Origin of the sequence: Chryseobacterium carnipullorum (assembly GCF_900142785.1) — a bacterium.
Taxonomy (GTDB): Bacteria; Bacteroidota; Bacteroidia; order Flavobacteriales; family Weeksellaceae; genus Chryseobacterium; species Chryseobacterium carnipullorum.
On record NZ_FRCD01000023.1, the window covers coordinates 21,011 to 46,697 of the forward strand.

The 25,687-nt window shown below is 38.2% G+C and carries 26 protein-coding genes; 10 read left to right on the plus strand and 16 right to left on the minus strand.

Annotated elements, in window-relative coordinates; all coding sequences use genetic code 11:
- Positions 1-30: 30 nt before the first annotated feature.
- From BUC06_RS23950 to ppk1, 4 genes are all read right to left on the minus strand, one after another.
- On the minus strand, positions 31-183 hold the full coding sequence (locus tag BUC06_RS23950; RefSeq protein WP_167367452.1) for a hypothetical protein: 153 nt from the start codon (positions 181-183) through the stop codon (positions 31-33).
- Positions 180-833, minus strand: a complete 654-nt coding sequence (locus tag BUC06_RS20760) for an NAD-dependent epimerase/dehydratase family protein (protein WP_073336130.1) — start codon at positions 831-833, stop codon at positions 180-182. Before BUC06_RS20760 ends, BUC06_RS23950 begins: the two co-directional genes overlap by 4 nt.
- A gap of 274 nt (positions 834-1,107) precedes the next feature.
- Complete coding sequence (locus BUC06_RS20765) at positions 1,108-1,992, minus strand: Ppx/GppA phosphatase family protein (RefSeq protein WP_073336132.1); 885 nt, start codon at positions 1,990-1,992, stop codon at positions 1,108-1,110.
- Positions 1,989-4,061, minus strand: coding sequence for a polyphosphate kinase 1 (gene ppk1 / locus BUC06_RS20770; protein WP_073336134.1), 2,073 nt, complete (start codon positions 4,059-4,061; stop codon positions 1,989-1,991). The genes BUC06_RS20765 and ppk1 overlap by 4 nt, the downstream gene beginning before the upstream one ends.
- Before the next feature lie 256 nt (positions 4,062-4,317).
- Between ppk1 and dnaK the strand changes: the two genes are divergently transcribed.
- The 7 genes from dnaK (at position 4,318) to BUC06_RS20800 (ending at position 10,362) form a co-directional block, all read left to right on the plus strand.
- Positions 4,318-6,222: a molecular chaperone DnaK gene (gene dnaK, locus BUC06_RS20775; RefSeq protein ID WP_073336136.1), complete on the plus strand. Its 1,905-nt coding sequence runs from the start codon at positions 4,318-4,320 to the stop codon at positions 6,220-6,222.
- A 358-nt stretch (positions 6,223-6,580) separates the two neighbouring features.
- Positions 6,581-7,690, plus strand: coding sequence for a heparan-alpha-glucosaminide N-acetyltransferase domain-containing protein (locus tag BUC06_RS20780; RefSeq protein ID WP_073336138.1), 1,110 nt, complete (start codon positions 6,581-6,583; stop codon positions 7,688-7,690).
- Positions 7,691-7,837: 147 nt separating this feature from the next.
- Positions 7,838-8,170 carry a hypothetical protein gene (locus tag BUC06_RS20785; protein WP_073336140.1) on the plus strand — a complete coding sequence of 111 codons (333 nt, stop codon included), beginning with the start codon at positions 7,838-7,840 and terminating at the stop codon, positions 8,168-8,170.
- Between the two features lie 221 nt (positions 8,171-8,391).
- Positions 8,392-8,562, plus strand: coding sequence for a hypothetical protein (locus BUC06_RS23955; protein WP_167367453.1), 171 nt, complete (start codon positions 8,392-8,394; stop codon positions 8,560-8,562).
- A 63-nt stretch (positions 8,563-8,625) separates the two neighbouring features.
- A complete protein-coding gene (locus BUC06_RS20790) occupies positions 8,626-8,964 on the plus strand; it encodes a hypothetical protein (protein ID WP_073336142.1) in 339 nt (112 codons plus the stop codon).
- Positions 8,961-9,614 carry a cytochrome-c peroxidase gene (locus BUC06_RS20795; RefSeq protein ID WP_262487938.1) on the plus strand — a complete coding sequence of 218 codons (654 nt, stop codon included), beginning with the start codon at positions 8,961-8,963 and terminating at the stop codon, positions 9,612-9,614. Before BUC06_RS20790 ends, BUC06_RS20795 begins: the two co-directional genes overlap by 4 nt.
- A gap of 229 nt (positions 9,615-9,843) precedes the next feature.
- The gene (locus BUC06_RS20800) at positions 9,844-10,362 is read left to right on the plus strand and encodes a thioredoxin family protein (protein WP_073336143.1); all 519 of its coding nucleotides are present in this window, start codon (positions 9,844-9,846) and stop codon (positions 10,360-10,362) included.
- A gap of 93 nt (positions 10,363-10,455) precedes the next feature.
- Here BUC06_RS20800 and BUC06_RS20805 read toward each other — a convergent pair whose 3' ends face one another.
- The 7 genes from BUC06_RS20805 to BUC06_RS20835 all read right to left on the minus strand — a co-directional run bounded on the left by BUC06_RS20805 (position 10,456) and on the right by BUC06_RS20835 (position 16,580).
- On the minus strand, positions 10,456-11,928 hold the full coding sequence (locus BUC06_RS20805; RefSeq protein ID WP_073336145.1) for a thiol-activated cytolysin family protein: 1,473 nt from the start codon (positions 11,926-11,928) through the stop codon (positions 10,456-10,458).
- Between the two features lie 2 nt (positions 11,929-11,930).
- The gene (locus BUC06_RS20810; protein WP_073336147.1) at positions 11,931-13,001 is read right to left on the minus strand and encodes a thiol-activated cytolysin family protein; all 1,071 of its coding nucleotides are present in this window, start codon (positions 12,999-13,001) and stop codon (positions 11,931-11,933) included.
- 254 nt (positions 13,002-13,255) lie between these two features.
- Positions 13,256-13,855, minus strand: coding sequence for a DUF5376 family protein (locus BUC06_RS20815; RefSeq protein WP_073336150.1), 600 nt, complete (start codon positions 13,853-13,855; stop codon positions 13,256-13,258).
- 224 nt (positions 13,856-14,079) lie between these two features.
- Positions 14,080-14,475 carry a DUF7674 family protein gene (locus BUC06_RS20820; protein ID WP_073336152.1) on the minus strand — a complete coding sequence of 132 codons (396 nt, stop codon included), beginning with the start codon at positions 14,473-14,475 and terminating at the stop codon, positions 14,080-14,082.
- A 48-nt stretch (positions 14,476-14,523) separates the two neighbouring features.
- On the minus strand, positions 14,524-14,655 hold the full coding sequence (locus BUC06_RS24335) for a hypothetical protein (protein WP_262484544.1): 132 nt from the start codon (positions 14,653-14,655) through the stop codon (positions 14,524-14,526).
- A gap of 80 nt (positions 14,656-14,735) precedes the next feature.
- The gene (locus tag BUC06_RS20825; RefSeq protein WP_073336154.1) at positions 14,736-15,092 is read right to left on the minus strand and encodes a DUF7674 family protein; all 357 of its coding nucleotides are present in this window, start codon (positions 15,090-15,092) and stop codon (positions 14,736-14,738) included.
- Between the two features lie 621 nt (positions 15,093-15,713).
- Positions 15,714-16,580: a helix-turn-helix domain-containing protein gene (locus BUC06_RS20835; protein WP_073336158.1), complete on the minus strand. Its 867-nt coding sequence runs from the start codon at positions 16,578-16,580 to the stop codon at positions 15,714-15,716.
- Positions 16,581-16,773: 193 nt separating this feature from the next.
- Here BUC06_RS20835 and BUC06_RS20840 point away from each other — a divergent pair, with 193 nt between their 5' ends.
- From BUC06_RS20840 to BUC06_RS20850, 3 genes are all read left to right on the plus strand, one after another.
- Positions 16,774-17,787 carry a nucleoid-associated protein gene (locus BUC06_RS20840; RefSeq protein WP_073336235.1) on the plus strand — a complete coding sequence of 338 codons (1,014 nt, stop codon included), beginning with the start codon at positions 16,774-16,776 and terminating at the stop codon, positions 17,785-17,787.
- A gap of 62 nt (positions 17,788-17,849) precedes the next feature.
- Positions 17,850-18,809: a hypothetical protein gene (locus BUC06_RS20845; RefSeq protein ID WP_083564151.1), complete on the plus strand. Its 960-nt coding sequence runs from the start codon at positions 17,850-17,852 to the stop codon at positions 18,807-18,809.
- A gap of 42 nt (positions 18,810-18,851) precedes the next feature.
- Positions 18,852-19,625: a cyclase family protein gene (locus BUC06_RS20850; protein WP_073336162.1), complete on the plus strand. Its 774-nt coding sequence runs from the start codon at positions 18,852-18,854 to the stop codon at positions 19,623-19,625.
- 62 nt (positions 19,626-19,687) lie between these two features.
- On the opposite strand, the gene BUC06_RS20855 is transcribed toward BUC06_RS20850, so the two are convergent.
- The 5 genes from BUC06_RS20855 to BUC06_RS20875 are packed head-to-tail and all read right to left on the minus strand — an operon-like array spanning position 19,688 to position 25,665.
- Positions 19,688-20,437 (minus strand): succinate dehydrogenase/fumarate reductase iron-sulfur subunit, encoded by a 750-nt coding sequence (locus tag BUC06_RS20855; RefSeq protein WP_073336164.1) that lies wholly within the window; start codon positions 20,435-20,437, stop codon positions 19,688-19,690.
- 12 nt (positions 20,438-20,449) lie between these two features.
- Entirely contained in the window at positions 20,450-22,366 is a 1,917-nt protein-coding gene (locus BUC06_RS20860) for a fumarate reductase/succinate dehydrogenase flavoprotein subunit (protein WP_073336167.1), read from the minus strand.
- Positions 22,367-22,377: 11 nt separating this feature from the next.
- Positions 22,378-23,034 (minus strand): succinate dehydrogenase cytochrome b subunit, encoded by a 657-nt coding sequence (locus BUC06_RS20865; RefSeq protein WP_073336169.1) that lies wholly within the window; start codon positions 23,032-23,034, stop codon positions 22,378-22,380.
- Positions 23,035-23,052: 18 nt separating this feature from the next.
- Positions 23,053-24,483, minus strand: coding sequence for an anion permease (locus BUC06_RS20870; RefSeq protein WP_073336171.1), 1,431 nt, complete (start codon positions 24,481-24,483; stop codon positions 23,053-23,055).
- Between the two features lie 21 nt (positions 24,484-24,504).
- Positions 24,505-25,665 carry a porin gene (locus BUC06_RS20875; protein ID WP_073336173.1) on the minus strand — a complete coding sequence of 387 codons (1,161 nt, stop codon included), beginning with the start codon at positions 25,663-25,665 and terminating at the stop codon, positions 24,505-24,507.
- Between the last annotated feature and the right edge of the window lie 22 nt (positions 25,666-25,687).

Here is a 25,687-nt window from a genome sequence, read left to right on the forward strand (position 1 = left end):
TATTTGAATTTTCAGAGGATAGTCTTTTATTTATTTTGCATGATTTCCTGACAAAATTGATGCTTTATTGACGGAGGATTTTCCGTCCAGGGGATTTTTCTGCATATAGAAAAATCCTGAAATTGCAGTCAGAACCAATAGTACAAAAATCACCAGAACAATTCTTTTTACCATTTCTCTCATATAGTTAAGTTTTTGATGTCCCTAATTTCCAAAGCAGACGTAGGATAGCCTTTATATACAGCATTAATCATAGCTCTGCCCACTTCGTGTAAAGTTAATGATTTTGAAGGAAAAAAAACAGGAAAAAACCAAATAAATGGTTTGAAGAACCATTTTACATGGGTCTGACCATCAACAGGTTTCATGAATCCGGGACGGAAATTGAAGGCATTTCTAAAACCCAGTTTCTTCAGAGCATTTTCAGTTCTGCCCTTTACTCTGGCCCACATCAGCTTTCCGCTTTCCGTACTGTCGGTATGAGCGCCTGAAACATAGTTGAATACCATATCCGGATTTTCATTCAGAACGGCCTGAGCAAAATGAAGGGTAGTGTCATAGGTAATCTTTGTATAATCTTCCTCATTCATTCCTACACTGCTGATCCCGGCACAGAAAAAGCACGCATCATAGCCTTTCAGATGTTCATCATGAAGATCGATGGCCAGGAAATCCGGAACTAAATATTCTTTGAGTTTGGCATGTGTTTTTCCCGAAGGTTTTCTGCTTATGCTTAATATTTCAGAAACGGCAGGATTTTCAAGGCATTCCATTAAAACCCCTTCACCTACCATACCGGTTGCTCCTGTAAGAATTATTTTGATCGGATTCATTTTTTTCTCTTGATAGTATGTATGACGTATTAACTTTTAGTATTACTTTAAATTTACATTAAAAAATCTACATTTTTGAAAATAATATGAATCTATTGAAGTTTTAGAGATGGAGAGGATGGATCTGTAACCTATTGTATTGTTTTACATATTCAAATCCTTCTTACTTTTTAAAATATAAGTTGGAAGGCTTTGTTTTGCTAGCAATGGCAGTGTATACAAAGCAAAAACCAGCTAATGGATAGCTGGTTTTTAATATATAGGTGTCAGAAATCTATTTCTTTTCGTGCAGCTGACTGAAAATGTTGTGGATAAGCCCGTCTGCCACGGAGATCTTCGGTACAAAGATTCTGCTGATATCAGACCATGACATGACATTGTTAAAGATTCTCAAAGCATGCACCAGAACATCGGCTCTGTCTTCTCTCAGGGTATGTTTGGTCATTCTTTCCTCTACAGAAAGTTCATTGAACTCTTTATACACTTTTTTAAGATGCGCCAGAGTCATCGGTTTTCCGTCTTTGGTCTTACTCATCGAGAAAACCTTGTTGATATTTCCTCCTGAACCGATGGCAACGATCGGTTTTTTACTGACAATATTCTTCTTGATTTCGTCGTTCATTTCTTGCCAGTTTTCCGGAGTGACGAGGTTGTTCAGAAGTCGGATAGTTCCTATGTTGAATGATTTTTCATACACCATTTTTCCGTTTTCATAGAAGGTCAGCTCTGTGGAACCTCCGCCCACGTCGATATACAGATAGGCAAATTCTTTATCAAGCCCTTCTGCAACATGGTTTTCATAAATAAGAGTGGCTTCCTCATCACCGGAGATGATTTCTATATTAATCCCGGAAGTCTCCTTTACCTGTTTGATGATTTCATTGCCGTTGGAGGCATCACGCATCGCACTCGTGGCACAGGCTCTGTAGTGATCTACTTTATAGATCTTCATCAGGTCACTGAAAATCTTCATGGAATCGATGACCATTTTTTCTCTTTCCTCTCCGATCATTCCCATGGTGAAAACATCCATGCCAAGTCTTAGAGGAATTCTTAAGAGATTAAGTTTTATAAATTCCGGTTTTCTGTTGCTGATCTTTACTTCATTGATCAGAAGTCTGGCGGCGTTGCTTCCTATATCTATCGCTGCAATCTTCATTTCTTGCTTGTTTTAGCTTTTAAATACTTGTAGGTTTCTATTTGAGAACGGCATTCCTTTTTATCATTCCTGACATACTCGTTGCTCAATTTTTTGTCTAAAATACGAGCTTTTACGTTATCTCTCAACTGAATGTCGAGAATATCTTTCAATTCCTTCTTTAGATTCTTGTCTGTGATCTTAGCAGCCGCCTCAATTCTATAGTCAAGATTTCGCGTCATCCAGTCGGCAGATGAGATGTAAAGATCTTCCGCCCCTTTGTTATAGAAATACATCACCCTGGCATGTTCCAGGTATTCATCTACAATACTTATTGCTTTTATTTTTTCTTTAAATTCTTTCTGATTGACGGGGCAGTAAATTCCTCTTACAATGGTTTTTGTGATCACTCCTGCTTTTGCTGCCTCATAAAGTTTTTCAATCAAGGCCCGGTCACTCATAGAATTGACTTTGACAATGATTTCTGCTCTTCGTCCGGCTTTAGCTTCTTCTATTTCCTTATCGATATGGTGGACGATTTTTTCACGCATAAACTGCGGGCAGATCAGTAAATTTTTGCAGGTCTTTAAAACCGGAAGGAAATCATCTTTTGGTTTTTTCAACACATTAAATACCTTGTTGATATCTGCCATAATTCCACGATCCGATGTCATTAATAATTGATCGCCGTAAATCTTTGCGGTCTTTTCGTTGAAGTTTCCGGTACTCACAAAGCCATACTGAAGTGTTTTGTTATGAGATCTTTTTTTAATGATGCACAGTTTAGCGTGCACTTTTTTATTCGGAAGACCTACGAGTACGGTAATTCCTTCGGGTTCAAACATTTCTTTCCATTTAAGATTGGATTCTTCATCAAATCTTGCCTGAAGTTCCAGCATCACCGTTACTTCCTTACCATTTCTCGCGGCGTAAATCAAAGCGTTGCTGATCTTGGAGTTGCTCGCCAGACGATAAGCCGTAATTTGAATCGATTTTACATCAGGATCCATGGCTGCTTCACGCAGAAGATCAATCACCGGATTGTATTTATGATAGGGGAAAGAAAGAAGAACATCTTCCATTAAAATAACGTCGGTCACTCTTTCACCATTTTCAAAAGCCTGATGAGTAAAAGAAGATCTTTCGGCCGGTCTTTCATAGGTTTCAAAAACGTCTGGAAAATCCATAAAATGTTTGAAGTTATGAATTTTTCCTCCTGGGATAATGCTGTCTTTTTTGGTTAGATTTAATTTTCGGATCAGAAGCTCCAATAGCGCTTTGTCCATATCTTTATCGAAAACAAAACGGGTAGGCTTTCCTTTTCTTCTGTTTTTAAGCCCCTTTTCTATTTTTTCTGCGAAATTGGTTCGGATATCATTATCCAGGTCAAGTTCGGCATCTTTTGTTACTTTAAAAGCATTAGCGGCAAATTCGTCATACCCGAAATAAGAGAAAATATGCGGAAGGTTGAAGGTGATGACATCTTCAAGCAGCATGACATTTTTTTCCTCCGGATCTTCCGTTGGCAGTAAGACAAATCTTCCTACAAATCGTGACGGAATCTCAATAATTGCATAATTGCTGGAATACTGCCAGTCTTTCTTTCTCATGGCTACCCCCAGGTAAAGACTTTTGTCCCTAAGATAAGGCATCGGAGTATTTTCATGGAGCAGGATAGGGATGACATTGGATTCCACCACTTCATCAAAATACTGTCTTACAAATTCTTTCTGCTTGGCGGTGAGATTTTTAGAGTTTTTAATAGAAACTTTAAGGCTAGCCATTTCTACCTGAATATGTTTCCAGGTTTTATCAAAATTCAGTTGCTGTCTCATCACGATTTCATTAATCCGTTGAAGGATTTTTGAAGGGGGCTGATAGAAAGATTCTGCAATTACTTTTTCCTTAAAATCCATTGCACGCTTCAATCCTGCTACCCGTACCCTGAAAAACTCATCTAAATTGTTGGAAAAGATTCCCAGAAAACGTATTCTTAAATGTAAAGGGACATTTTCGTCCATGGCCTCCTGTAAGACCCTTTCATTGAAGGCAAGCCATGTAATATCTCGCGGATTAAAGTGTACTGACATTCTAAAGTGTATATTTTATCAAAAATAGCAATTCGTACAGTTTAATTCTTGTTTCTAAAGTTAAACTTTGATTAATTTTTTTAGATATCCGATGTTCAAACTGTCTTGAATAGTACAATTTAACATAATCTGGAAGACGATACTAACTACAGATATTTTTGATTCTGTCATTTTGTCACAAAATTTTAAATGGTACAGATATTGAGAAATTGAGAGTGTAAATTAAAATTTAAAAATTAGAAAAAATATAAATATTATGAGTAAAATAATTGGAATTGACTTAGGAACAACCAACTCTTGTGTTGCTGTAATGGAGGGAAAAGACCCTGTTGTTATCCCTAACGCTGAAGGTAAAAGAACGACTCCATCTATCGTAGCGTTTACAGAAGATGGTGAAAGAAAAGTAGGGGATCCTGCAAAAAGACAGGCTGTAACGAATCCAAAGAAAACGGTATACTCTATCAAAAGATTTATCGGGACTCATTTCAAAGAAGATGCTAAAGAAATCTCAAGAGTACCTTATGAAGTAGTAGCAGGACCAAACGATACCGTAAAAGTAAAAATCGACGACAGAGAATATACGCCACAGGAAATTTCTGCAATGACCCTTCAGAAAATGAAGAAAACGGCAGAAGATTATCTTGGACAGGAAGTAACAAGAGCGGTAATCACTGTTCCGGCTTACTTCAATGATGCACAGAGACAGGCTACCAAAGAAGCTGGAGAAATTGCAGGTCTTATCGTAGAAAGAATCATCAACGAGCCTACCGCTGCTGCATTAGCTTACGGTTTGGATAAGAGTCATAAAGATCAGAAGATCGCTGTATATGACCTTGGAGGTGGTACTTTCGATATCTCAATCCTTGATTTAGGTGACGGTGTATTCGAAGTATTGTCTACAAACGGTGATACGCACTTAGGAGGGGATGACTTTGATGATGTGATCATCAACTGGATGGCAGATGAGTTCAAAGCTGAAGAAGGAGTAGAATTAAAAACTGATGCTATTGCACTTCAGAGACTAAAAGAAGCTGCTGAAAAAGCAAAAATCGAGTTATCTTCTTCTGCTCAGACTGAGATCAACTTACCTTACATCACAGCTACAGCTACAGGTCCTAAGCACTTGGTAAAGACTTTAACTAAAGCTAAATTCGAGCAATTAGCTTCTGATCTTGTAAGAAGATCTATGGAGCCGGTAGCAAAAGCATTGAAAGACGCAGGTTTATCAACTTCTGATATCGACGAAGTAATCTTGGTAGGAGGTTCTACAAGAATCCCGATCATCCAGGAAGAAGTAGAAAAATTCTTTGGTAAAAAACCTTCAAAAGGAGTTAACCCGGATGAGGTAGTTGCTGTAGGAGCTGCTATTCAAGGAGGAGTATTGACAGGAGACGTAAAAGATGTATTGCTTCTTGACGTTACACCACTTTCTCTAGGCATCGAAACAATGGGTTCTGTATTCACTAAATTAATTGATGCCAACACTACGATCCCAACTAAAAAATCTGAAGTATTCTCTACAGCTTCTGACAACCAGCCAGCTGTAAGCATCAGAGTAGGACAGGGAGAGAGAGCGATGTTCAACGACAACAAGGAGATCGGAAGATTTGATCTTGCAGATATCCCACCAGCACCAAGAGGAGTTCCTCAGATCGAAGTAACTTTCGATATTGATGCTAACGGTATCTTAAGCGTTTCTGCTAAAGATAAAGGAACCGGAAAAGAGCAAACGATCAAGATTCAGGCTTCTTCAGGTCTTTCTGACGAAGAAATCGAAAGAATGAAGAAAGAAGCTCAGGAAAACTCTGCAGCGGATGCCAAGAAAAAAGAAGAAGTTGAAATCTTCAACAAAGCTGACGGATTGATCTTCCAGACTGAAAAGCAGTTAAAAGAATTCGGTGATAAACTTTCTGCTGACAAAAAAGCAGCTGTAGAAGCAGCTCACACAGAATTGAAAGCAGCTTTTGAAACTAAAAATGTTGACGAAGTAAAAGCTAAAACAGAAGCTTTAGATGCAGCATGGATGGCCGCTTCAGAAGAAATGTATGCAGCAGGACAACAGGCTGAAGGTGCTAATGCAGGTGCAGGCGCTCAAAATCCTGGAGGTAATGCAGGAGGTGCAGATGATGTACAGGATGCAGACTTCGAAGAAGTGAAATAAGTACATTGTAAGTACCATAATACTTACATTTGATTATACAACCGCCGCAAACCATGTTTGCGGCGGTTTTTTTGTTTCCAATGCCTGCATGTTTAAAACATACGTGTAGACTAGGTTTTTATAGTTGATATGACATAAAGTGTAAGCATCGTTAGGGAATTTTTAATCTGCATCAGAATAATTTATTAATGAACTCAATTATTATTTACTTTTAATAGGTATATTTGTTTTTATTTAGAATAAATAAATATTAATATTGAAAAAACTTAATTTTGTGTTTCTGCAAAATGGTCATCGGAACCTCTCAATCAATTATTCTCGATTTGATTTGCAGACTTGTTAAAAACTAAAAAAAACTATGGAACAGAAAAGTAAAAGGATCGCAGCCCTGGATCTTATCAAGGGAATGAGTGTCATCGGAATGATTATTATACACACCATGCTCATTTTTGCGAATGTAAAATCACAATCAGAATCGGCTGTTGGCAGTTTTATTGTCTTTTTGGGCAGAGGAACGGCAATTTTTATGATCTGCATGGGGATCACCTTTATGACTTCTACCCATCAAAGTCTTAAAAGCTCTGTTAAACGGGGAGCTTTACTTCTCTTAGCCGCTTTTTTTATGAATTTCATGAAGTTTATTGTTCCCGCGGTTTTGGGGTTTGCTCCCGATAATTTTATTCAGAAATATGGTTGGCATGGTCCTATCGAACAACAATACATGTACCTCGTCATGTTGGGAGACATCTTGCAGTTAGCAGGAATTTCTTTACTATTTGTAGGCTTTATCCGGGAATATGTAAAAAACAAATATGGTATTCTGGCTATAGCATTATTGATAGCCTTAGTTTCGAGAGAAGTGAGCGGAATTCATGTAGATTATCCCGTCTTTAATTATATCTCAGATCTTTTTTTCAGTAATGATTATCCTGCCTACATTTATTTTCCTGTCTTTCCGTGGATGTCTTTTATTATCATCGGGATGTTTTTTGGAAAGTGGTATCTGGAGCTCAATTACAACAGCAAACAATTATTTAGGAATATGTTATATGGGGGACTTTTGTTTGTAGCGCTTGGTGCCCCTTTAGTATTTTTATACGGCGACTATCATTACAATGGTTTTTACCACATGGGACCGGGCGGTGTTATCTATTTTGCAGGATGGACCTTGATTTTTCTGTGGGCTATTTTCAGAATAACCACAAAAATGAAAGAAAATAAATTCACCAGCCTTTTAAAATACTGCAGTAGAAACCTAACGTCGATGTATATGATACAGTGGATATTGATTTCCTGGGGAAAAGGAATCTTTGGATACAGACAACATGGAATTGCATTTGTATTAATGCTTATACTATTATACTTGATTCTAACATTTACAGTTCAGGCATTATTGGATATCTTAAAGAAGAAAAAGTCAATAACTCTCCCTCAAAGTATTTCAGGAGATGAAACTGTCCTTAAGTGATGTATTAGCACAGAAAGCAGGTACAGAAAACGATTGTTACTGTCTTTTTTGAATTTGATTGAATTATTTTCATTAATCTTTTTTTTGTCATACAAGTTTGGCTTGCTTTATGTTATATTTATTATATTAATTTAAAAAAAATACAACATGAAAAAGAAGGTATTGGCCTTATTAGCGTTCGGTTTATTTGCAGTAGCTGTTAATGCCCAGGAAACAGTAAAGCAAGAAGCAAAAAATGTAGGCACTGCGATCCAAAAAGGCGCGAAAGCAACAGAAAAAGGTGTTAAAGATGGTGCAGAATGGGTGGGTGACAAAGCTCAAAAAGGAGCAAAAGCGACAAAAAAAGGGGTGAAAAAAAGCACAAAATGGGTTGGTAAAACAGCAACCAAAGGTGCGAAAAGTGTTAAAAAGACCGCTGTAAAAGGAGCAGATGCAGTTGCAGATGGCTATAAAGAGGTAAAGGCAGATTTAAAAAAATAATTTTTCCGGAAAATATAAGAAAACGACTTCTACAATAGGAGTCGTTTTTTTTTATAATATTTGAGCTCAGACTCCATTAAAACATTTCCTTATTACATTGTTGGTTTTCCTAATTAATACATCTGCCTTAAGTTTGTAGGTACTGTTTATAAACTTTAAAATTCTTGAATTAATAATAAGTTAAAAGAGTTCTGTACTTACAGCACTCTGTTTTTGGTAAATTGAGTTACGTTAACCATTACAAGAATAATGATATTATTTTTGTGAATCAAGGGGGAAATATACCTGCTAACGACAGCATTTATATCCGCTATAACGAAGGCTATGGTAACCAGTATATCGGTAATACACAATATAAAACTTCCGAATATAAGATGGGAGGTTATATCTAGGGTGGAGAATATGCTTTCAATAATGGCAATACTCACTTTTCTGCCGGATATGATTATACCAATGTGATAGAACGCTTTTATAAGATCTATGAATACCAGGATGCCAGTTACGTATACCATAAAGATTATACAAAATACTCAGGGCTAAAGACTGATTTACACAGCTTCTACATTAATTTCTTAGGAAACTATAACGGAAAAAGATGGGCTTCGGCAATTACCTACAAAGATCAGCTTGATACCAATTATAATTATCCTTTAGAATATAGAACCTATCGTCTGGAGCAGCAGAATCTTTTGTGGAAGAATAGCTTGGTATGGTTCAATCACAGAAACGAAGCGTTTAAGGTGCTTTTAGATGCTGGATATGGAAAGAATCTATTGAAAATCCTGTGGAAATGAATCTTCATATGTCAATGGCGGTAAAGAATATCCGGAAAATTAAAAATTATAAACCGCTCTTTGCAAAAGCTTTTGGAAATGGAGACGTGACAGAAGATAGAATTGCAAAAGCCATCGCAACTTTCGAACGTTCCGTGATAAGTCCGCCGTCTAAGTTTGATAAATTTGTTTCCGGGAAGAAAGATGCATTAACAGATGCTGAAGTGAACGGACTTCACCTGTTCAGAACTAAAGCAAACTGTATCAATTGCCATAATACCCCTTATTTCTCTGATCAGAAATTTCATAATCTTGGGCTCACCTATTACGGAAGAAAATATGAGGATCTCGGAAGATATGTGGTTACCAAAAAAAACGAAGATGTAGGAAAGTTTAAAACCCCTACACTGAGAGAAGTATCCGAAAACAAGCCTTATATGCATAACGGGCTTTTTCCTGAACTGGCCAATATTGTCATGATGTACAATGCCGGAATGGGCAGAGAAACTCCAAAAGGTGATCAGATCAATGATCCTAAGTTTCCCCATAAATCAGAAATGGTGGAAAAACTTCATTTGACGGATGAAGAAGTTTTTGATATTGTAGCATTTTTAAAAACCCTTAACAGCTATAAATACAAAATGCGTCCACCGGAATTACCCAAATCATAACACTTCTAAAAAAAGAAAACATCAGAAATTAATAATCATTTGAATTCTTTTTACTGGGTTTATCTTTTTTTGCATAATTGCCGGAAGAAAAAACCAATGTTGGTGATTCTTATAGTCCCGGAGTTTTTACAGATAAGGAACAGCCCCAATCAAATTCTGAATACAAAAACACCAGCCGTTTTTTACAGAAAAATACCTACATTCGTGTAACATTAAAGCAAAATTCAGAATGAAATACTCTAAAATTATTGTCATTGCTGCCCTGTTGCTGTTTCAGCTAAGTATAGCACAGGAAAAAGCAGATATAGAATTGAATAAAGCCCTTAAAGAAGCTAAAGCCCAGAAGAAAAATGTTTTGCTGGTATTCCATGCTTCATGGTGTGGCTGGTGCAAGCTGATGGAAAAAAATATGAACCTTCCTGAAACCAAACCTATTTTCGAGAAGAAATTTGTGACCACCTACATCGATGTTCAGGAAAGAGGAGAAAAAAAGAAACTTGAAAACCCGGGCGGACAGGAACTGATGAATAAATACAAAGGAGAAAATGCCGGACTTCCTTTCTGGCTCATCCTAAATCCAAAAGGAGAGGTGCTTGCCGATTCTTTTGACAGTAAAGGAGATAACCTGGGATCACCAGCAACTCCCGAAGAAGTTTCCTCATTTCTGGCCAAGCTCGAAAAGAGTTCAAAAATGAATAAAGAAGAACTTCAGACTATTCAGAAAGTCTTTGTCAAAAAGGATAAATAAAAAGAAACTCCCCGGACACTATCCGGGGAGTTCTTGTTCAGATTAAACCAAAAATATTCTATAATCTGATCGTGCATTTATAAAGTTTGTTTTTTAATCGATGACAAGGTAATTGTACTTATCACTTGGTGCTATGCTGTATTCCACATCCTCTGTGTAGATCGGTACAACCTCACACCCGAATCTTCCTCTTGGTACACAAGGCCCGTTTTCACGGGATAGTACCTGATTGGGAATACTCATATTAATATTCATTCCCGCATTTTGAAGAATAATAGGTTCATTGGTAGTGGTGTAAGTCCATGGTCCGTTCATACCGCCATTTTTTCTCCCTACTTTTGATATTTTGTTGATCACAAAGCGGATGCTTGGGTGGGCAATCGTATTCGTCTGGCTCTTACTGGAATAGAAATACAGTTTTAGATCCACATTTCTGTTGCGTCCGCTGGTTATATTTTCTTTCACAAGCTTTACATAAACCGGTGGATTTTTAATATCAAATTTAAACGTAGTCTTCACCGGCGAATTATCCTTTAAATAAGAATAGGTACAGAAGATCGGTACACCGGGCTGACTTTTAGAGAAAGTTCCCTTTGAAATGTGATTCACAAAAGCTTCATATCCTTTAAAAGATTGTGCAGCGGTAACGCCACTTCCGCCTATCAGGTAAAGATTAAAGTCGGCTCCGTTCAGGAAATTTTTTTCCTCCTGAGTCAGAAAGCTTTCTCCTTTTACAAACAATTTGCTGAATGATTCATTAATAGTGGTTCTTGCTGTTTCTGCCAGCTCATTCGTTTCGATCGTTAAAACACCCATCCTTCCATAAGAAATAGAATTAACATATACAGGTTCCACACCGCCACTGTCAAAGTTGTTATCATTAACTAGTGATCCGGCTGGAATATCCATATCCAGTGTGAAAGAGGTCTGGTAAAATTTCACGTAGAATCCTGTTCTCTTGGCAATCATCCCTTCTTCAATATTCGTTGAGGAAGAATTTTTACCAAATAAAGACCTTGTATTTACATTTGATCCGAAAGCTACTTTAAGCTCATCATATGACGTAAACTGTTCCACACTGTAGCTCAGCGTGCCGTTCTGTGTAAAATCTGCAGACTGAATATAATCCTGTACCAGCTGTCTCGTTTTGGATAAAGAAGGCTGGTCTATGGTGAAGGCTGTCTTTTTGTTCAAAGCAGGAATAGACATAGAAACGGTAACAGGCTTTACAGAGGCTGAAATAGGCTTGAAATCCATATTCTGGATAGAGTTACCTTTCAACAGAGATCCCGGGAAAATGTACATCTGAAGATGGGGAAGGACGATCGATTCTGAAGATTCAAATTCCTTCGTTTCCGTAAACTCTTCTGCATTACCACCTTTAGCGAGCATGCTTCTGTTTTTACCGGATAGAGCAGATGGATAAGTTCCGAATGAAGTAATATTTACGACCTGCTGGGGAGAGCGGGACATTTCCTGAGCTTCTGCAGAGGCCTCAAGCTCACTCGCACAACTTTGTAAGGCAGCTATAGAAATAGCTGCCATTAAATAGATTAATTTTTTCATGTTTATTTATCTACAGTAAACGTGGTGTAGTATACTGAATTGTCTCCTGCGTGAGCTGCAGTAAAGTTAATTGGAACCCCCGGAGCATTGGCTGTAAACTGACCTCCGTTCACAATAAAGTTGATAAAGCCTGTGTAGCCCTGTACCACTTGTACGGCATCAGAACCGATACCTCCCAGGATGTACACTTTAAGGTCAGATTCTTCAAGAATTTTTTTACTCTGAACATCAATGCTGATCGATCCGTTGACCATTTTAGCATTTAATGCCGCTTTTAAAGCAAACGCTGTTTCGTTATACGAATAGTCAGATTCCAGAGAGATGATTCCCAGTCTTCCGTAAGTGATAGAATTGATGTAAACCGGATTTTTAGAAGCTGCCAGGTTCAGGTCAGATTCATTTTTGAAGATATTGCCGTTATCCGGAAGATCCATATCGATCGTGAAATTCTTCTGGGTAAACTTGGCAAAGATCCCTGTATTTCTTTTCACCTTATTATTACTTCCGCTGATATCAATGCTGAAAATACTTCCGATATTCACGTTAGCTCCAAATGCAATCTTAAGTTCGCTGTAATACGAGAACTGCTTGATGTTGTAGTCAAAAGCAAGAGACTGCTGACCACTGAAATTAGCACTTTGCATCGCTTTGAAGATCGAAGATCTCATGCTCGAAAGTGTAGGCTTTTCAATCGTATCTACAATAAAATCAGATGGGAAAGAATAAGAAACCGTGATCGGCTTTACAGGATAAGAAATAGGGGTGTACGAAAGATTGTCCAGAGTAGTGGAATTATAAACCCCGCCAATAAACGTTTTGTTCGGTGATGTTACCACCATCTGGTCGCTGTTTAAAGTTACTGTAGTCGTTTTGGAAGCCACTTGCTTTCCTCCTACAGATACTTCATCATAATTTAAATATTTTGAAGGTACGCTTACGACAGGATTGATTCCTTTCGAAGCTTTTGCTCCTTCTAAAACAGTTGTTGTTTCTTCGTTGATATCCTGACGGCAGGAGATGGAAGAAATAGTCGCTACAACCAATAGCGCAATAGGTACAATGATTCTTTTCATAAATTAATTTGAGACCCTAAAAGTATACTTTTTACACATTGTAGTGAAATATATGATGATTAAATCTTTGTTAACCATTATTAATAAAAGATTAATTTAATATAACTTATTGATTGTAATTAATATAGTTCTCTTGTTAGTGATAAAAATCATATAAAAACTCCCCAAACACTTAGTTAGGGGAGGCTGTTCTCAGATCAAGTAAATGTATGAAAGGATATTTCTAGGACCTGAGTACACATCGTCAAAATTTGTTATAAGTTTTTGTAGTGATAATCAATGTTAGACCAAAGAATATCATCTCCGTTTGCGGTCATTTCTGATGGACTGCTGAAAACATTATTACCGAAAATATCCTGGTAACCGGTTATTCCGAAAACAGCTTTCTGGGAAATGGTCAGAGCACTGTTAGGGTCTCTTGGCATCTTTTTAATGTAGCGAAACGATCTTTTTAGCGTGAAAGAAGATTCACTTCTGCTAAAAATCCCTGCAAAAGTCTGCTCATTATTTTCACTGATAAATACAGAATCTTTTTCAATCTTCACGGCATACGTGACATCTGAAGATGTTCCGGAGATCAATTGTAAAGAATTGTTTTTCAGATCTAAACTTATTTTCTTCCATGCCGGTTGCTGATAAGTACTCCAATAGGTGTTCAGATAAGATTCTGAAGGATCAGTCTTTTGACCTGACGGACCTTTATAGACTGAGATACTTTGTACAGTATAATTTTTATATTCAAAAGTGTACACCTGCTTTTCTGCAGGCATTATATTTTCAGTTACTGCATCATCATTTCCACTGCATGAGATCATCGGTAACGCCGCAAGAATAAGGAGCGAAAAGTATTTCATCGGATAATTTTTGCAAAAGTATCTATTTTGCACCACATAGTGAAATATAATTTAATAAAATATTAGTGATGCATAGTAAAGAATATGAAGATTCATTTTTACGCTATGAAGTAATTAAAGATTGAGAAGCTGTATTGTTGAAAATGAATACTTTGACGTTTAGAAAATAAAAAACTCCCCAGACAAAAATGCCTGAAGAGCCTATTTACAAATTAAATTATTTCTTACTTACCGAAAAAGATCTCGTCCTGTTTCTGTTGCTCATTATAAATAAGCTGAAAATTATCAGGCATGTTCTGATAAAGAAGCTTCCATTGCTGGATTTTAGAATGCTTTTTAAAGCTCTCCAATGATCTTACAAAAAGGTTTTCGATCACGGTTCTTACGTAAGAATCGCCGTTTCTGTAGATCCAGTCCATCAGTTTGATGTGATGGGCTACAATATAGATTTTCGATTCCTGCAGCATATCCTTTAAATAGTTGATCGTAGCCTGGATAATGCCGGCAAAGTTTTCCTGCACAGATAACTGTGTGATTTCCTTTCGGAGTGGTGGATAGAAAAATTTTAAGTATTCAACGGCTATTTTTTTATTAATAGCTTGCATTTGTACTTTCATCATAACTAATATTTTTCAGTATTTATCTTGCAGCGAAATGTGTACCAAAATTTACAGCATGGCCGCAAAAATAAAAACACCTATAATCACAGCGATGTGAGTAAGCAATACCTCTGTATTGTGCCTGTTGGTCGTGGTTTTCCATGTTTTCCAGTCGGATATTCTTCTTATTTTTGATTTCATAACCTATTGATTTTTAGTAGTTTTAATTTTTAAGCAAAATTTGTTTTTGTAACGAAACAGATGAAAAATGTAATAAAACTTTAAATGCCATGATTGTAAATCTGTCTCGAGTAGGTCTGTTGCAAGTCCTTTGAAATGTGACTAAAGATCACTTTCCGGTATTCGCCACTGCAAAAAGCAGTAAAATTGTCCAGTGAATAGATGAAAATTCCCTCCACAGCATTTTTTAAAGCCAGATCTCCATTGGTGTAAATTTTGTCCATCTTGTGGAGACTTTTAAATAATACATTTCTGTCATTCTGTCGGATCATCCCTTTGATCCGTTCAGTGAAAGTTCGGATCACACTGTAAGAATTCTGGGGAGTAGTAGTTGTAAGTTCATTTTCAAAGTCGGGAATCACTTCTGCAATTTCCCGGACGGCTTCTGAATAGTTCATATAATTAATGATTTTGTTCTAAAAGTTTAATGATTGTTCCAAAGACTAAAACAGTCAGAAAAGCCATGAGAATCAGGTGATAAGGTTTTAGCCACTTTGGAGTCGCCGGTCCTCTGCTTTTTAATCTTCTTAACTTGTCTATGCGGTTTAAAGTCTTCAAGTCCATTGTGTAGGTTTTGAAGATGATGAAGCGAATGGCGTTCCTTTGAGAATTTAATTTTATTAATTATCAGTATATCAATTAGTTAATTTGTTTTCGCTGAGGTTTTATATTCTATAAATCCTGTCAAAATGATAAGGTTGCTATCAAAATGAGACAGATTTTTACTGAAAATAGGGAATATGATAAAAAGATGGTATGCAAAGCCGTACCTGAAACAATAAAAGCTGCCTCAATAGTAGAGACAGCTTTTGTTTGTGTTTTTACCTTCCCGCAAGCTTATGTTTAAGACATGCAATCAGTTTGTATGAAGTTGTATAACCTCCCGGATTTTATGTAGAATAAATTTGTGTTTTTAAATCTGAAATAATTTCATGGAGATGTTATAAACACAAAGATGTATTATTAGGGTGAATCTTAAAAGGTTTAAAGCAGACAAAAAATGATAAAAAACGGACATTTTATTCCTTGTATGATGTTGGGGTTTGTCCTGTATGTTTCTTAAAATATTTGATGAGATTGGTGGGTTCATTAAAATGAAGCGTATAAGCAATCTCTTTTATACTGAGTCTTTCAAACAACAAAAGACGTTTTATTTCGATTATTATCCTGTTGTCGATGAATTGTTTTGCGGATTTCTGAATAGCAGACCGGGTGATCCTGTTGAGTGTTTTGGGAGTAATTGCCATTAGCGATGCATAGAAGTCTACACTGCGTTCTTGTAGAAAATGCTGTTCGAGTAATTGTTTGAAGTGATAGTATTGGGACAAATAGTGGTGGTTGGGAATATTTTTATTATCCATTTGTTTTTGCCTTTCAGAGTAAATAAGAAATAAACTGGTCAGCTTTTGAAGGCTTTCTTCCTTAGAAAAGGTATAGTGGGATGAAATTTCTTTCATCAATAAAAGTACAAGCTGAATCATTTGACAAAACGTATCCGGATCAGGTTTTACTAAGGCATTGGATAAAGTGGTGTCAAATATGGAAGATTGATTCAGAAAACTAAGTTCATTGGCCTGTTTACGGAAAAAATGTTCAGTAAATAGGAGCATATATCCTTTATATTGGGGTTTGGTTTCATAGGCTTGAATCTGACCGGGAGCTATAAACAGAATCGTTCCTTTTTCAAGGTGGTATTCCTTAAAATCTACAAAATGTTTTCCTTTTCCTTCTGTAATAATCATGACGATGAAAAAATGGATTCGTTCTGTTTTGCCGAAATAAGTGAAGGTAGAAATTTTTTTTAATAAATCATCCAGTTCCAGTACTTCACATCCGTACGGTGCTTTCTCATGATTGAACCTGATATTTTTAATGTTTTTTTTCAAATAAATGGGTGTATAAAATAGATGGTAACCAAATTATAGCCTGATTACAATTCAGATATAATACAAAAAGATAATTAATCTATATTTTCACCCAAAGATACTGTGTTCCCCGAAAATAAGCTTCTTCTGTATTTTTTATTTGTATGATAGAAAGAATAGAATGAATATCTTTGCACTCCAAATTATTCAGGACATGTTTTCAAAAATTATAGTACACAGAGTAGGAAATAAAATCAATGGAGAGTCTTTAACGCTGTCTCAGGAAGAGCTCAAGCTGGAAGAAGGAATGGCAGAGCTGCTGGAAGATTATTTTTTAGGTTCTTTTAAATCGGAAGAGACCTTCAATTTTTACAGCGATACGTATTTGGTCAATAATCCGGTTTACAGTTCCGTATCCGAGATTTTTGAAGACAAATCGAAATTCCTTTGGGAATCTGAAAATATTGCCAAACACCTTTTCGAAGCAGCTGAGAATCCAAGAGTTCAGGGCGGAGAATTGTTTATTGTGCTTTTTGAAGAAGAAAGCGACCGTCCGGATAAAGTAGATAAGATTGGAATCTTTAAAACAGAAAAGAGAGAATCTTTCCTTAAAATTTCCCCTCAGGAAGAAACTTTTGATATCGAAAAAGATCAGGGAATCGGTTTGTCTAAAATTGACAAAGCAGCTTTGATTTACAACAATAACAAAGAGACCGGCTATGTACTTTCCGTGGTTGACAACAATAAAAACGGAGATATGTACTACTGGTTTGAAGATTTCCTGAAAGTAAAACAGCGTGACGACGAATATTTCCACACTCAGGAAGCTTTGATGGTTTACAAAGACTACATTACCAAACAGCTTCCACAGGAATTTGAAGTGTCAAAAGCGGATCAGGCCGATTTCTTAAATAAATCCATCAATTTCTTCAAAGAAAAAGAAGAATTTAAGTTGGATGAATTTGCTACAGAAGTATTGGGAGACGAGCATGTCATTGAAAGTTTCGTGAATTTCAAAACCGATTACGAGCAGGATATGCAGGTTAATATTGCGGAAGAATTCCCGATCAGTGAAGCCGCAGTGAAGAAAACACAACGTCATTTCAAAAGCATCATCAAACTTGATAAAAACTTCCATATCTACATCCATGGCGACAGACAGAAACTGGAAATGGGGGAGGATGACAAAGGCAAATACTACAGACTTTATTTTGAAAAAGAAGTGTAATAGAGAGAAAGTCCGTTAAATAATAATATCATAACTTTATCATGCATCGCAAAATAACAGTTATGAAATTTATGATCATTTTCTGGACGCTTTATATGCTTGTTTTCTGCATACCATTTCCGATATTTATCTATATGATGACTTCGGAAATCACAACTGAACCGAGAAATACACCTGCTTTGAGCTATGTATATCTCGGTTTTTCTTTGCTTGTATGGCTTTATGTTCTCCTCTTTTTTATTAAAAATCTATTCATTAATACCTTTAAAGAGAAAAACACAATCACTTATATTGCACAGAACGGAATTCCAAGAGAGGCTGAAATTATCAGTTACAAACTCATAAAGTATGATGCCAGGAAGAATATCAATATAATCCATATTGTCCTTTCCTTTAAGAATCTCAGCAATATACAGATCAGGCATGAAATGATGTTCTATGATACAAAACCACAGGAAAAAAGATTTGATGTGGGAAAGACCGTTAAAGTCCTTCTGAATCCTGACACGTCGAAAGAGCCTTATTTTATTCTGAGCGGTGTACAGACCAGATTTAAAATTAAAAATATGATCTTAAGGATCGTGTTTGTTGTCTTCATGATAGTTTATATCATGGGTCTTTACAGTTACTTTTACCTCAGGGAGTCATTTGATTTTGGATGGAGGTTTCTAACCTTTATGCATCCTATTATTTTTAGTGGGGTCATGTTTTTGCTGACGATCTTAGTCTACAAGCAAATCGTAGGAAAATTTGTGAAAAATAAAAAAGAAGAACGTATTCTTTTTGCCGGAAGAAATGCACAGGCACAGATTATCAGCGTAAGCCAGACCGGATTGACCGTTAATGATCAGCCGCAGCTCCTGTTTCAGGTAAGCTTCAAAGATTTTAAAGGCATTGAGCATATCACCGTTTACAAAAAAATAGTGAGGCTTCTTGACCTGGCCTCTGTCCCGCAACAAGGTACCATCGAGATCCTGTATGATCAAAATAATCCTAAGAAAATAACCATTCCGGGAGTTTGATTGGAAGTACTTACCTTTTTAACCTTTCACTATATTTATTCAATGAAAACAACGATTATTGATCTGTCCAAACCCATTCAGTATAATGCCGGAGATCCCTGGTTTATGAGAGTTAAGATTAAACATAAAGCCCATAAAAAATCTCACTGGTTAATTCGTCTGGCATTGAATCTTCCCTTCAGGCTTTTTCCCAAAAACTGGACAGGATGGGCAGATGATTCCATCAAAAATATGGGACTTCATGCAACAACACACCTTGATGCTCCATGGCATTATGGACCTGTTGTAGAAGGGAAACCCGCCAAAACAATTGATCAGATCCCTTTGGAATGGTGCTATGGCGATGGGATTGTCATCGACTGCACCCACAAAGAAGATTTCGTAGCCATCACCATTGATGATCTGAAAAAAGATCTTGATAAAAACGGACTTTCCATTCAGGAAGGAAATATTGTCCTCATCAGGACAGACCGGGATCAAATGATGGGAACCGCAGATTTTGTAGAAAAAGGAACAGGAATGAGTAAAGAAGCTACAGAATGGCTGATTGATCAGGGAGTAAAAGTCATGGGAATCGATCAGTGGGGATGGGATCTTCCGCTAAAGTATATGGCTAAAAAAGCAAGAGAACTCAATGATCCCGAATATTTCTGGGAAGGTCATCGGGTAGGCATTGAAAAAGAATACTTACATATTGAGCAGCTTACCAATCTTGGCGCATTGCCTCCTTCAGGATTTAAAGTCAGTGTATTTCCGTTGAAAATTGTGGGCGGTTCCGCAGCTCCTGCCAGAGTGGTGGCCATCATCAATCCTTAGGCTGGAAATTATCCATGGCAAGGTTCACAACCTTGCCATGAATATTCAAAGATATTTTCAAGTTACTTTTTCCTGAAGAACAGTGCCCTTCCAAATTCGTAATTCATTCTGGCGATATTCAGCACAGAAATTCCCTGTGGGCATTCTACTTCACAAGCTTCTGTATTCGAACAGTGTCCGAAAAGCTCATGATCCATCTGAGAAACCATATTCAGAACACGGCTGCTCCGCTCCTCCTTCCCTTGAGGGAGAAGGACCATGTGCGTGATTTTCGCAGAAGTGAATAAAGCGGCACTTCCGTTTTTACAGGTAGCCACACAGGCACCACATCCGATGCACGCGGCAGAATCAAATGCTTCTTCGGCAATCTGATGGGTCACCGCAATGGCCGTAGCATCTGGAGCCTGACCTGTATTCACAGAAACAAATCCTCCTGAAGAAATAATTCTGTCAAAAGCCGATCGGTCGACTTTAAGATCTTTTTTTACAGGAAAAGCCTCTGCCCGGAAAGGCTCTATTAAAATTGTTTCCCCGTTTTTGAAAGACCTTAAGTGAAGCTGGCAGGTCGTTGTATTTTTTAAAGGTCCGTGGGCAATTCCGTTGATCATCATGCCGCACTGTCCGCAGATTCCTTCACGGCAATCGTGATCAAATTCTACAGGTTCGTCGCCTTCCGTAATGAGTTTTTCATTTAAAGTATCCAGCATTTCCAGAAAAGACATGTGAGGATTCAGTTCTTTCAGATCATAACTGACCAGTTTTCCTTCACTCTGTTTGTCTTTCTGTCTCCATATCTTAAGATGTAAATCCATAATTTTTGTTTTTTATTTGTAGCTTCTTACCGTTGGCTGTATTTCTTCAAATACCAGCGGTTCTCTGATCAGTTCAGGTTCATTGTTTTCACCTACCCATGCCCATGCGGAGATAAACTGATACTCAGCATCATTTCTTAAAGCTTCTCCGTCCGGAGTTTGAAATTCTTCCCTGAAGTGAGCACCACAGGATTCGTTTCGGGTTAAAGCATCATAGCACATTAATTCTCCGATTTCAAAATAATCGGCGATGCGGCCTGCTTTTTCAAGCTCCGTATTCATTTGGTCTCCCTCTCCGGAAACCCGCACATCCTTGTAAAATTCATGCTTTAATTTTCTGATTTCTTCAATGGCATGTTTCAGGCCTTCTTCATTTCTGGCCAGACCACAATAATCGTATAAAATTTTACCCAATGTTTTATGGAAGTAGTCAACGGTTTTGGTTCCTCTGATACTCATAAAATCGTTAATTTGTTTTTTTACAGCATTTTCTGCCGCTTCAAACTCGGGAGCATCCACAGAAATTTTTCCCGTATGAATTTCATCAGCCAGATAATTGGCAATCGTATAAGGAGCAATGAAATAGCCGTCTACAGAAGCCTGAAGAAGTGAGTTGGCTCCCAGTCTGTTGGCTCCATGATCTGCAAAATTGGCTTCTCCTAAGGCAAACAAGCCGGGAATAGTCGTCATCAGCTCATAATCTACCCAAAGTCCACCCATTGAAAAGTGCGCGGAGGGAGAAATCATCATCGGTTCATTATAAGCATTGTACCCTGTGATTTTAAGGTACATGTCAAATAAATTTCCATATTTCTCCTGAATCTTTTCCTTTCCCTGCTCTCTTATTGCTTTTGAAAAATCAAGATAGACCGCATTTTTCAGAGGTCCGATTCCAAAACCGGCGTCAATTCTTTCTTTGGCGGCACGGGATGAAATATCTCTGGGAGCAAGATTTCCAAAAGCAGGATATCTCCGTTCCAGGTAATAATCTCTTTCGTTTTCAGGAATATCATTAGGCAGTCTGGTTTCATCCGTCTTTGAAGGCACCCAGATCCTTCCGTCATTACGCAATGATTCCGACATCAGGGTTAATTTGGACTGATAATCTCCGGACTGAGGAAGCGAAGTAGGGTGTACCTGAATCCAGCTTGGGGAAGCCATTAAAGCTCCCTTTTTATGGGCACGCCAGATCGCAGAACCGTTACATCCCATCGCCAGAGTGGAGAGATAATAGATTTTTCCATACCCTCCGGTGGCCAGAACTACCGTATGGGCAGCATGTCTTTCAATTTCTCCGGTGTCTAGATTTCTGACGATAATTCCTCTTGCTTTGCCATCAATCATGACAAGATCAAGCATTTCATGTCTCGAATATAACTGTACGGTACCTTTTCCCACTTGTCTCATGAGGGCCTGATACGCCCCCAGAAGTAACTGCTGTCCTGTCTGTCCTCTTGCATAAAACGTCCGGCTTACCTGAACCCCACCGAAAGAACGGTTGTTGAGGTAGCCGCCATATTCACGCCCGAACGGAACGCCCTGTGCTACGGCCTGATCAATAAGATTTAAAGAGCATTCTGCCATACGGTAGACGTTCGCTTCACGGGCTCGGAAATCTCCGCCTTTAAGGGTGTCTACGAACATTCTGTAGACACTGTCTCCGTCGTTTTTATAATTTTTAGCGGCATTCACACCACCTTGTGCAGCTACGGAATGCGCTCTCCTCGGACTGTCCTGAAAACAGAATGATTTGACATTATAGCCCATTTCACCCATAGAAGCCGCAATAGAACTTCCTGCAAGCCCTGTTCCTACAACGATAACGTCCAGCTTTTTACGGTTGGCAGGGTTAACCAGTTTGGCTTTCTTTTTATAATAATCCCATTTTTGTTCTAACGGGCCTTGTGGTATTTTTGAATTTAAGATCATAATTTTTCTGTTTAATGGGCAGTAAAGAATATGTACACCGGCATCAGCGCAAAACCGACACTGATAATGACTGAATAGACGATTCCAGCGGTTTTGAACCATTTTACGAATTTAGGATGGTATAATCCAAGCGTTCTGGCCGCACTGTGAATCCCGTGAATCAGATGATAGCATAAAGCGATCATAGACAATACATAAATGATGACGTACCACCATTCTTTGAAAACAGTTACTACCAGAATGTACAGATCTTTATTTCCGTTATCGTCCAGCGGAGGATTCCCAAATTTGTACACATACCAGAAATTCTGAAAATGGATCACCAGAAAGATCAGAATTAAAGTACCCAGAATTCCCATATTCCGGGAATACCATTTGCTGGCTCTTCCCCGTCTTTCCGACTGATAATTGCCTCCCGATTTTTTATTCTTTAAAGTAATGACCAATCCGTCCAGTGCATGCAGAATAATACTTGCATACAATACATAGGATACCATCTTGATCAGAATATTTCCGGACAGAAAATGCGAATAGGCATTAAACTGCAGGTGCGCCTGCTCCGGTGGAAGAAACAGCTGAAGATTTCCCAAGAAATGGATCAACAGAAAGAAGCTCAGGAATAGTCCTGTAAGGCACATCAGCATTTTTCTTGACAAGGTTGACAGCATATTTTTTTATTTATTTGATTAATAATATCCTAAAACTTTCATCCAAAGTCCTCCGACGACCATATAGATGATGAGTAACACGATCCCGATTTCAAGACCCCGCAGCCACCAGGCTTTCAGCTCTACATAGCCGCTTCCGTAGAATACCGGAGCCGGACCGTGACCATAGTGAGTAAGTACTCCATAAATTGAACCTAGAAAACCCAGCATCATGGCCAGTAGCATCGGTGGGATTCCTAAAGAAACACCCACCCCTAATAAGGCAGCATACATCGCTGCGACATGGGCCGTTGCACTTGCGAAAATATAGTGACTGAAGAAATAGACAACAATGATCACCGGAAAGGCAATCTGCCAGCTTAGTCCACCTATTTTTACTTTAATCAGATCACTGAACCAGCCAATAAAACCGAGCTCATTTAAAGAACTGGCCATCATCACCAGAACCGCAAACCATACGATCGTGTCCCAGGCTCCTTTTTCCCCTTTGATATCTTCCCACGTGAGTACTGAAGTAAGAAGTAACATGGTAAGTCCAATGAAAGCGGTTGTCGTAGCATCAATAGATAATGTTCCTCCAAATATCCAAAGGGCCAACAGGATAAAGAAAGCTAATAACATCAGCCATTCGTTTCTGGAAATAGGTCCCATTTCTTTTAATTTCTGAGCTGCCATTTTCGGTGCATCCCCTGTCTTTTTCAATTCAGGTGGATACAATTTGTATAAAACCAAAGGCACCACAAAGAAGGCTACCATTCCGGGAACGAATCCGGCGGCAGCCCATGACATCCACGTGATATTGATTCCTAAATTTGCTGCAAATTTCTGACACATCGGGTTACTTGCTGTTCCGGTAAGAAACATGGAAGAAGCGATGAGGTTCATATAATAACTGTTCAAAGTAAGGAAAGAACCCAGTTTTCTGTGGGTTTCCGGCTTTTCAGGAACAGAGTCAAAGCTTATAGCCATAGATTTCATAATAGGATAAATGATTCCGCCGCCTCTTGCCGTATTACTTGGAATAGCAGGAGCAAGGCATACATCGGCAAGCCCAAGTCCGTAGGCCAGTCCCAATGAGCTTTTACCAAATATTCTGATGAATAAAAAAGCGATTCGGTTTCCCAATCCTGTTTTGATAAATCCTCTGGCGATAAAGAATGAGATTCCGATCAGCCAGATGACTTTATCCCCGAATCCGGAAAGGGCTTTTGTAATTGACTTTCCTGCATCTCCGGGAGCCACTACCTGAGTAAGCGCTGTAAATGCAATAGCCATCATACACATTGTTCCCATGGGAGCCGCTTTAAGAATAATTCCTAAGATGGTGGCTGCAAAAATAGCAAACAGATGCCAGGCATTTTCAGCAACTCCTTCCGGGGCAGGAATAAACCATATGATCAGCGCAACGGCAAACGTTATCGCGATATTTCTGATATTAATTTCTTTCATGATCTCTAAATATTTAAGCGGTTAAAATCTACTTTGTACCTGAACAATGAATAGATTGTTGTTGTATTGTGAGGTGTTTTCTACCTGATGCTTGTAACGGTCGAACTGTACGCCCAGCTGTATCCTTGCCCCATAATTTTTCAGAAATTCAAGTCCGAGCATGGGGGTGATCGTCTGTCTTGGGTTGGAATTCAGTCTGAAGTTGGTGTCCAGATATTCATAACGGCAAGAAAGTTCGAAGGCGCTGAGGTTTTTATGATTGATCTCGTATCTTACATTCGGAAGAAAATAAGCTCCACGGATCAGGTATTGATCTGGATTGTCAGGTCTCAGTTCAGGACTGACAGCATTATACAAAACGTGATTGGTTGCCTGTTTGGCTTCCAGTTGCATATCCAGACTCCATTTCGGATCAAAATGGATCAGTGAGCTGAGATCAACTCCTACTGCATATACTTTTTTGCTGAAAACTTCACCTATACCACCATTCAGTCCTACATTGAAATTATATTTTTTTGACAGACCGAAAACCAGTCTTGTAGAATATTGTTTTCCGTTATCATTATCGTTTACCTGATTTTTCCCGTTTCCGTTGACGACTGAAACAGCGTACTGAAAAGGAATTTTACCTAATTGAAGCTGTCCGGTGGCAGAAAGTCCGATCTGGAAGCTTGTCCAGCCCAGTTTTCCGAACTCTGTATACTGATTGGACCAGTCCAGAGACTTGATGATATCAATAGGATAGGTCTCCTCAATACCGAACCAGGGTCTGAACTGTCCTGCAGTAAGGGCTAGTTTAGGATTGAAAGTATATTTAAGGTAAGCATTTTCAAGAACCCGGCTTTTAGGATCGTTTTTAAAGTCAGCCAGATTTGCGAGTGCCACAACTTCTGTTCTTTTGCTGATCTGTGCACGTACCTGAACCCTCATGTATTTGAGCATGAAATTGTTACTGGTTCCTGATCCGTCTGCATGATGCAAGCCGTTCACGTCTACATCTTTGGTCATATCGACAAGGTAGCGGGCCTGGAAAAGGCCTTTAATCTGAAGCACCGGATATTTAACGTTGTCTTCCTCCTGTTTGTTCTGCTGCAGAGAGTCCCGGGTCTGTGCACTGGCGAAAAAACCAGCCAGTAGGGCACAAAAGATCAGGCTTCTTTTTTTTGTTGAAAAAGGGGTCATAGTATTTGTGTTTAATGAGTAT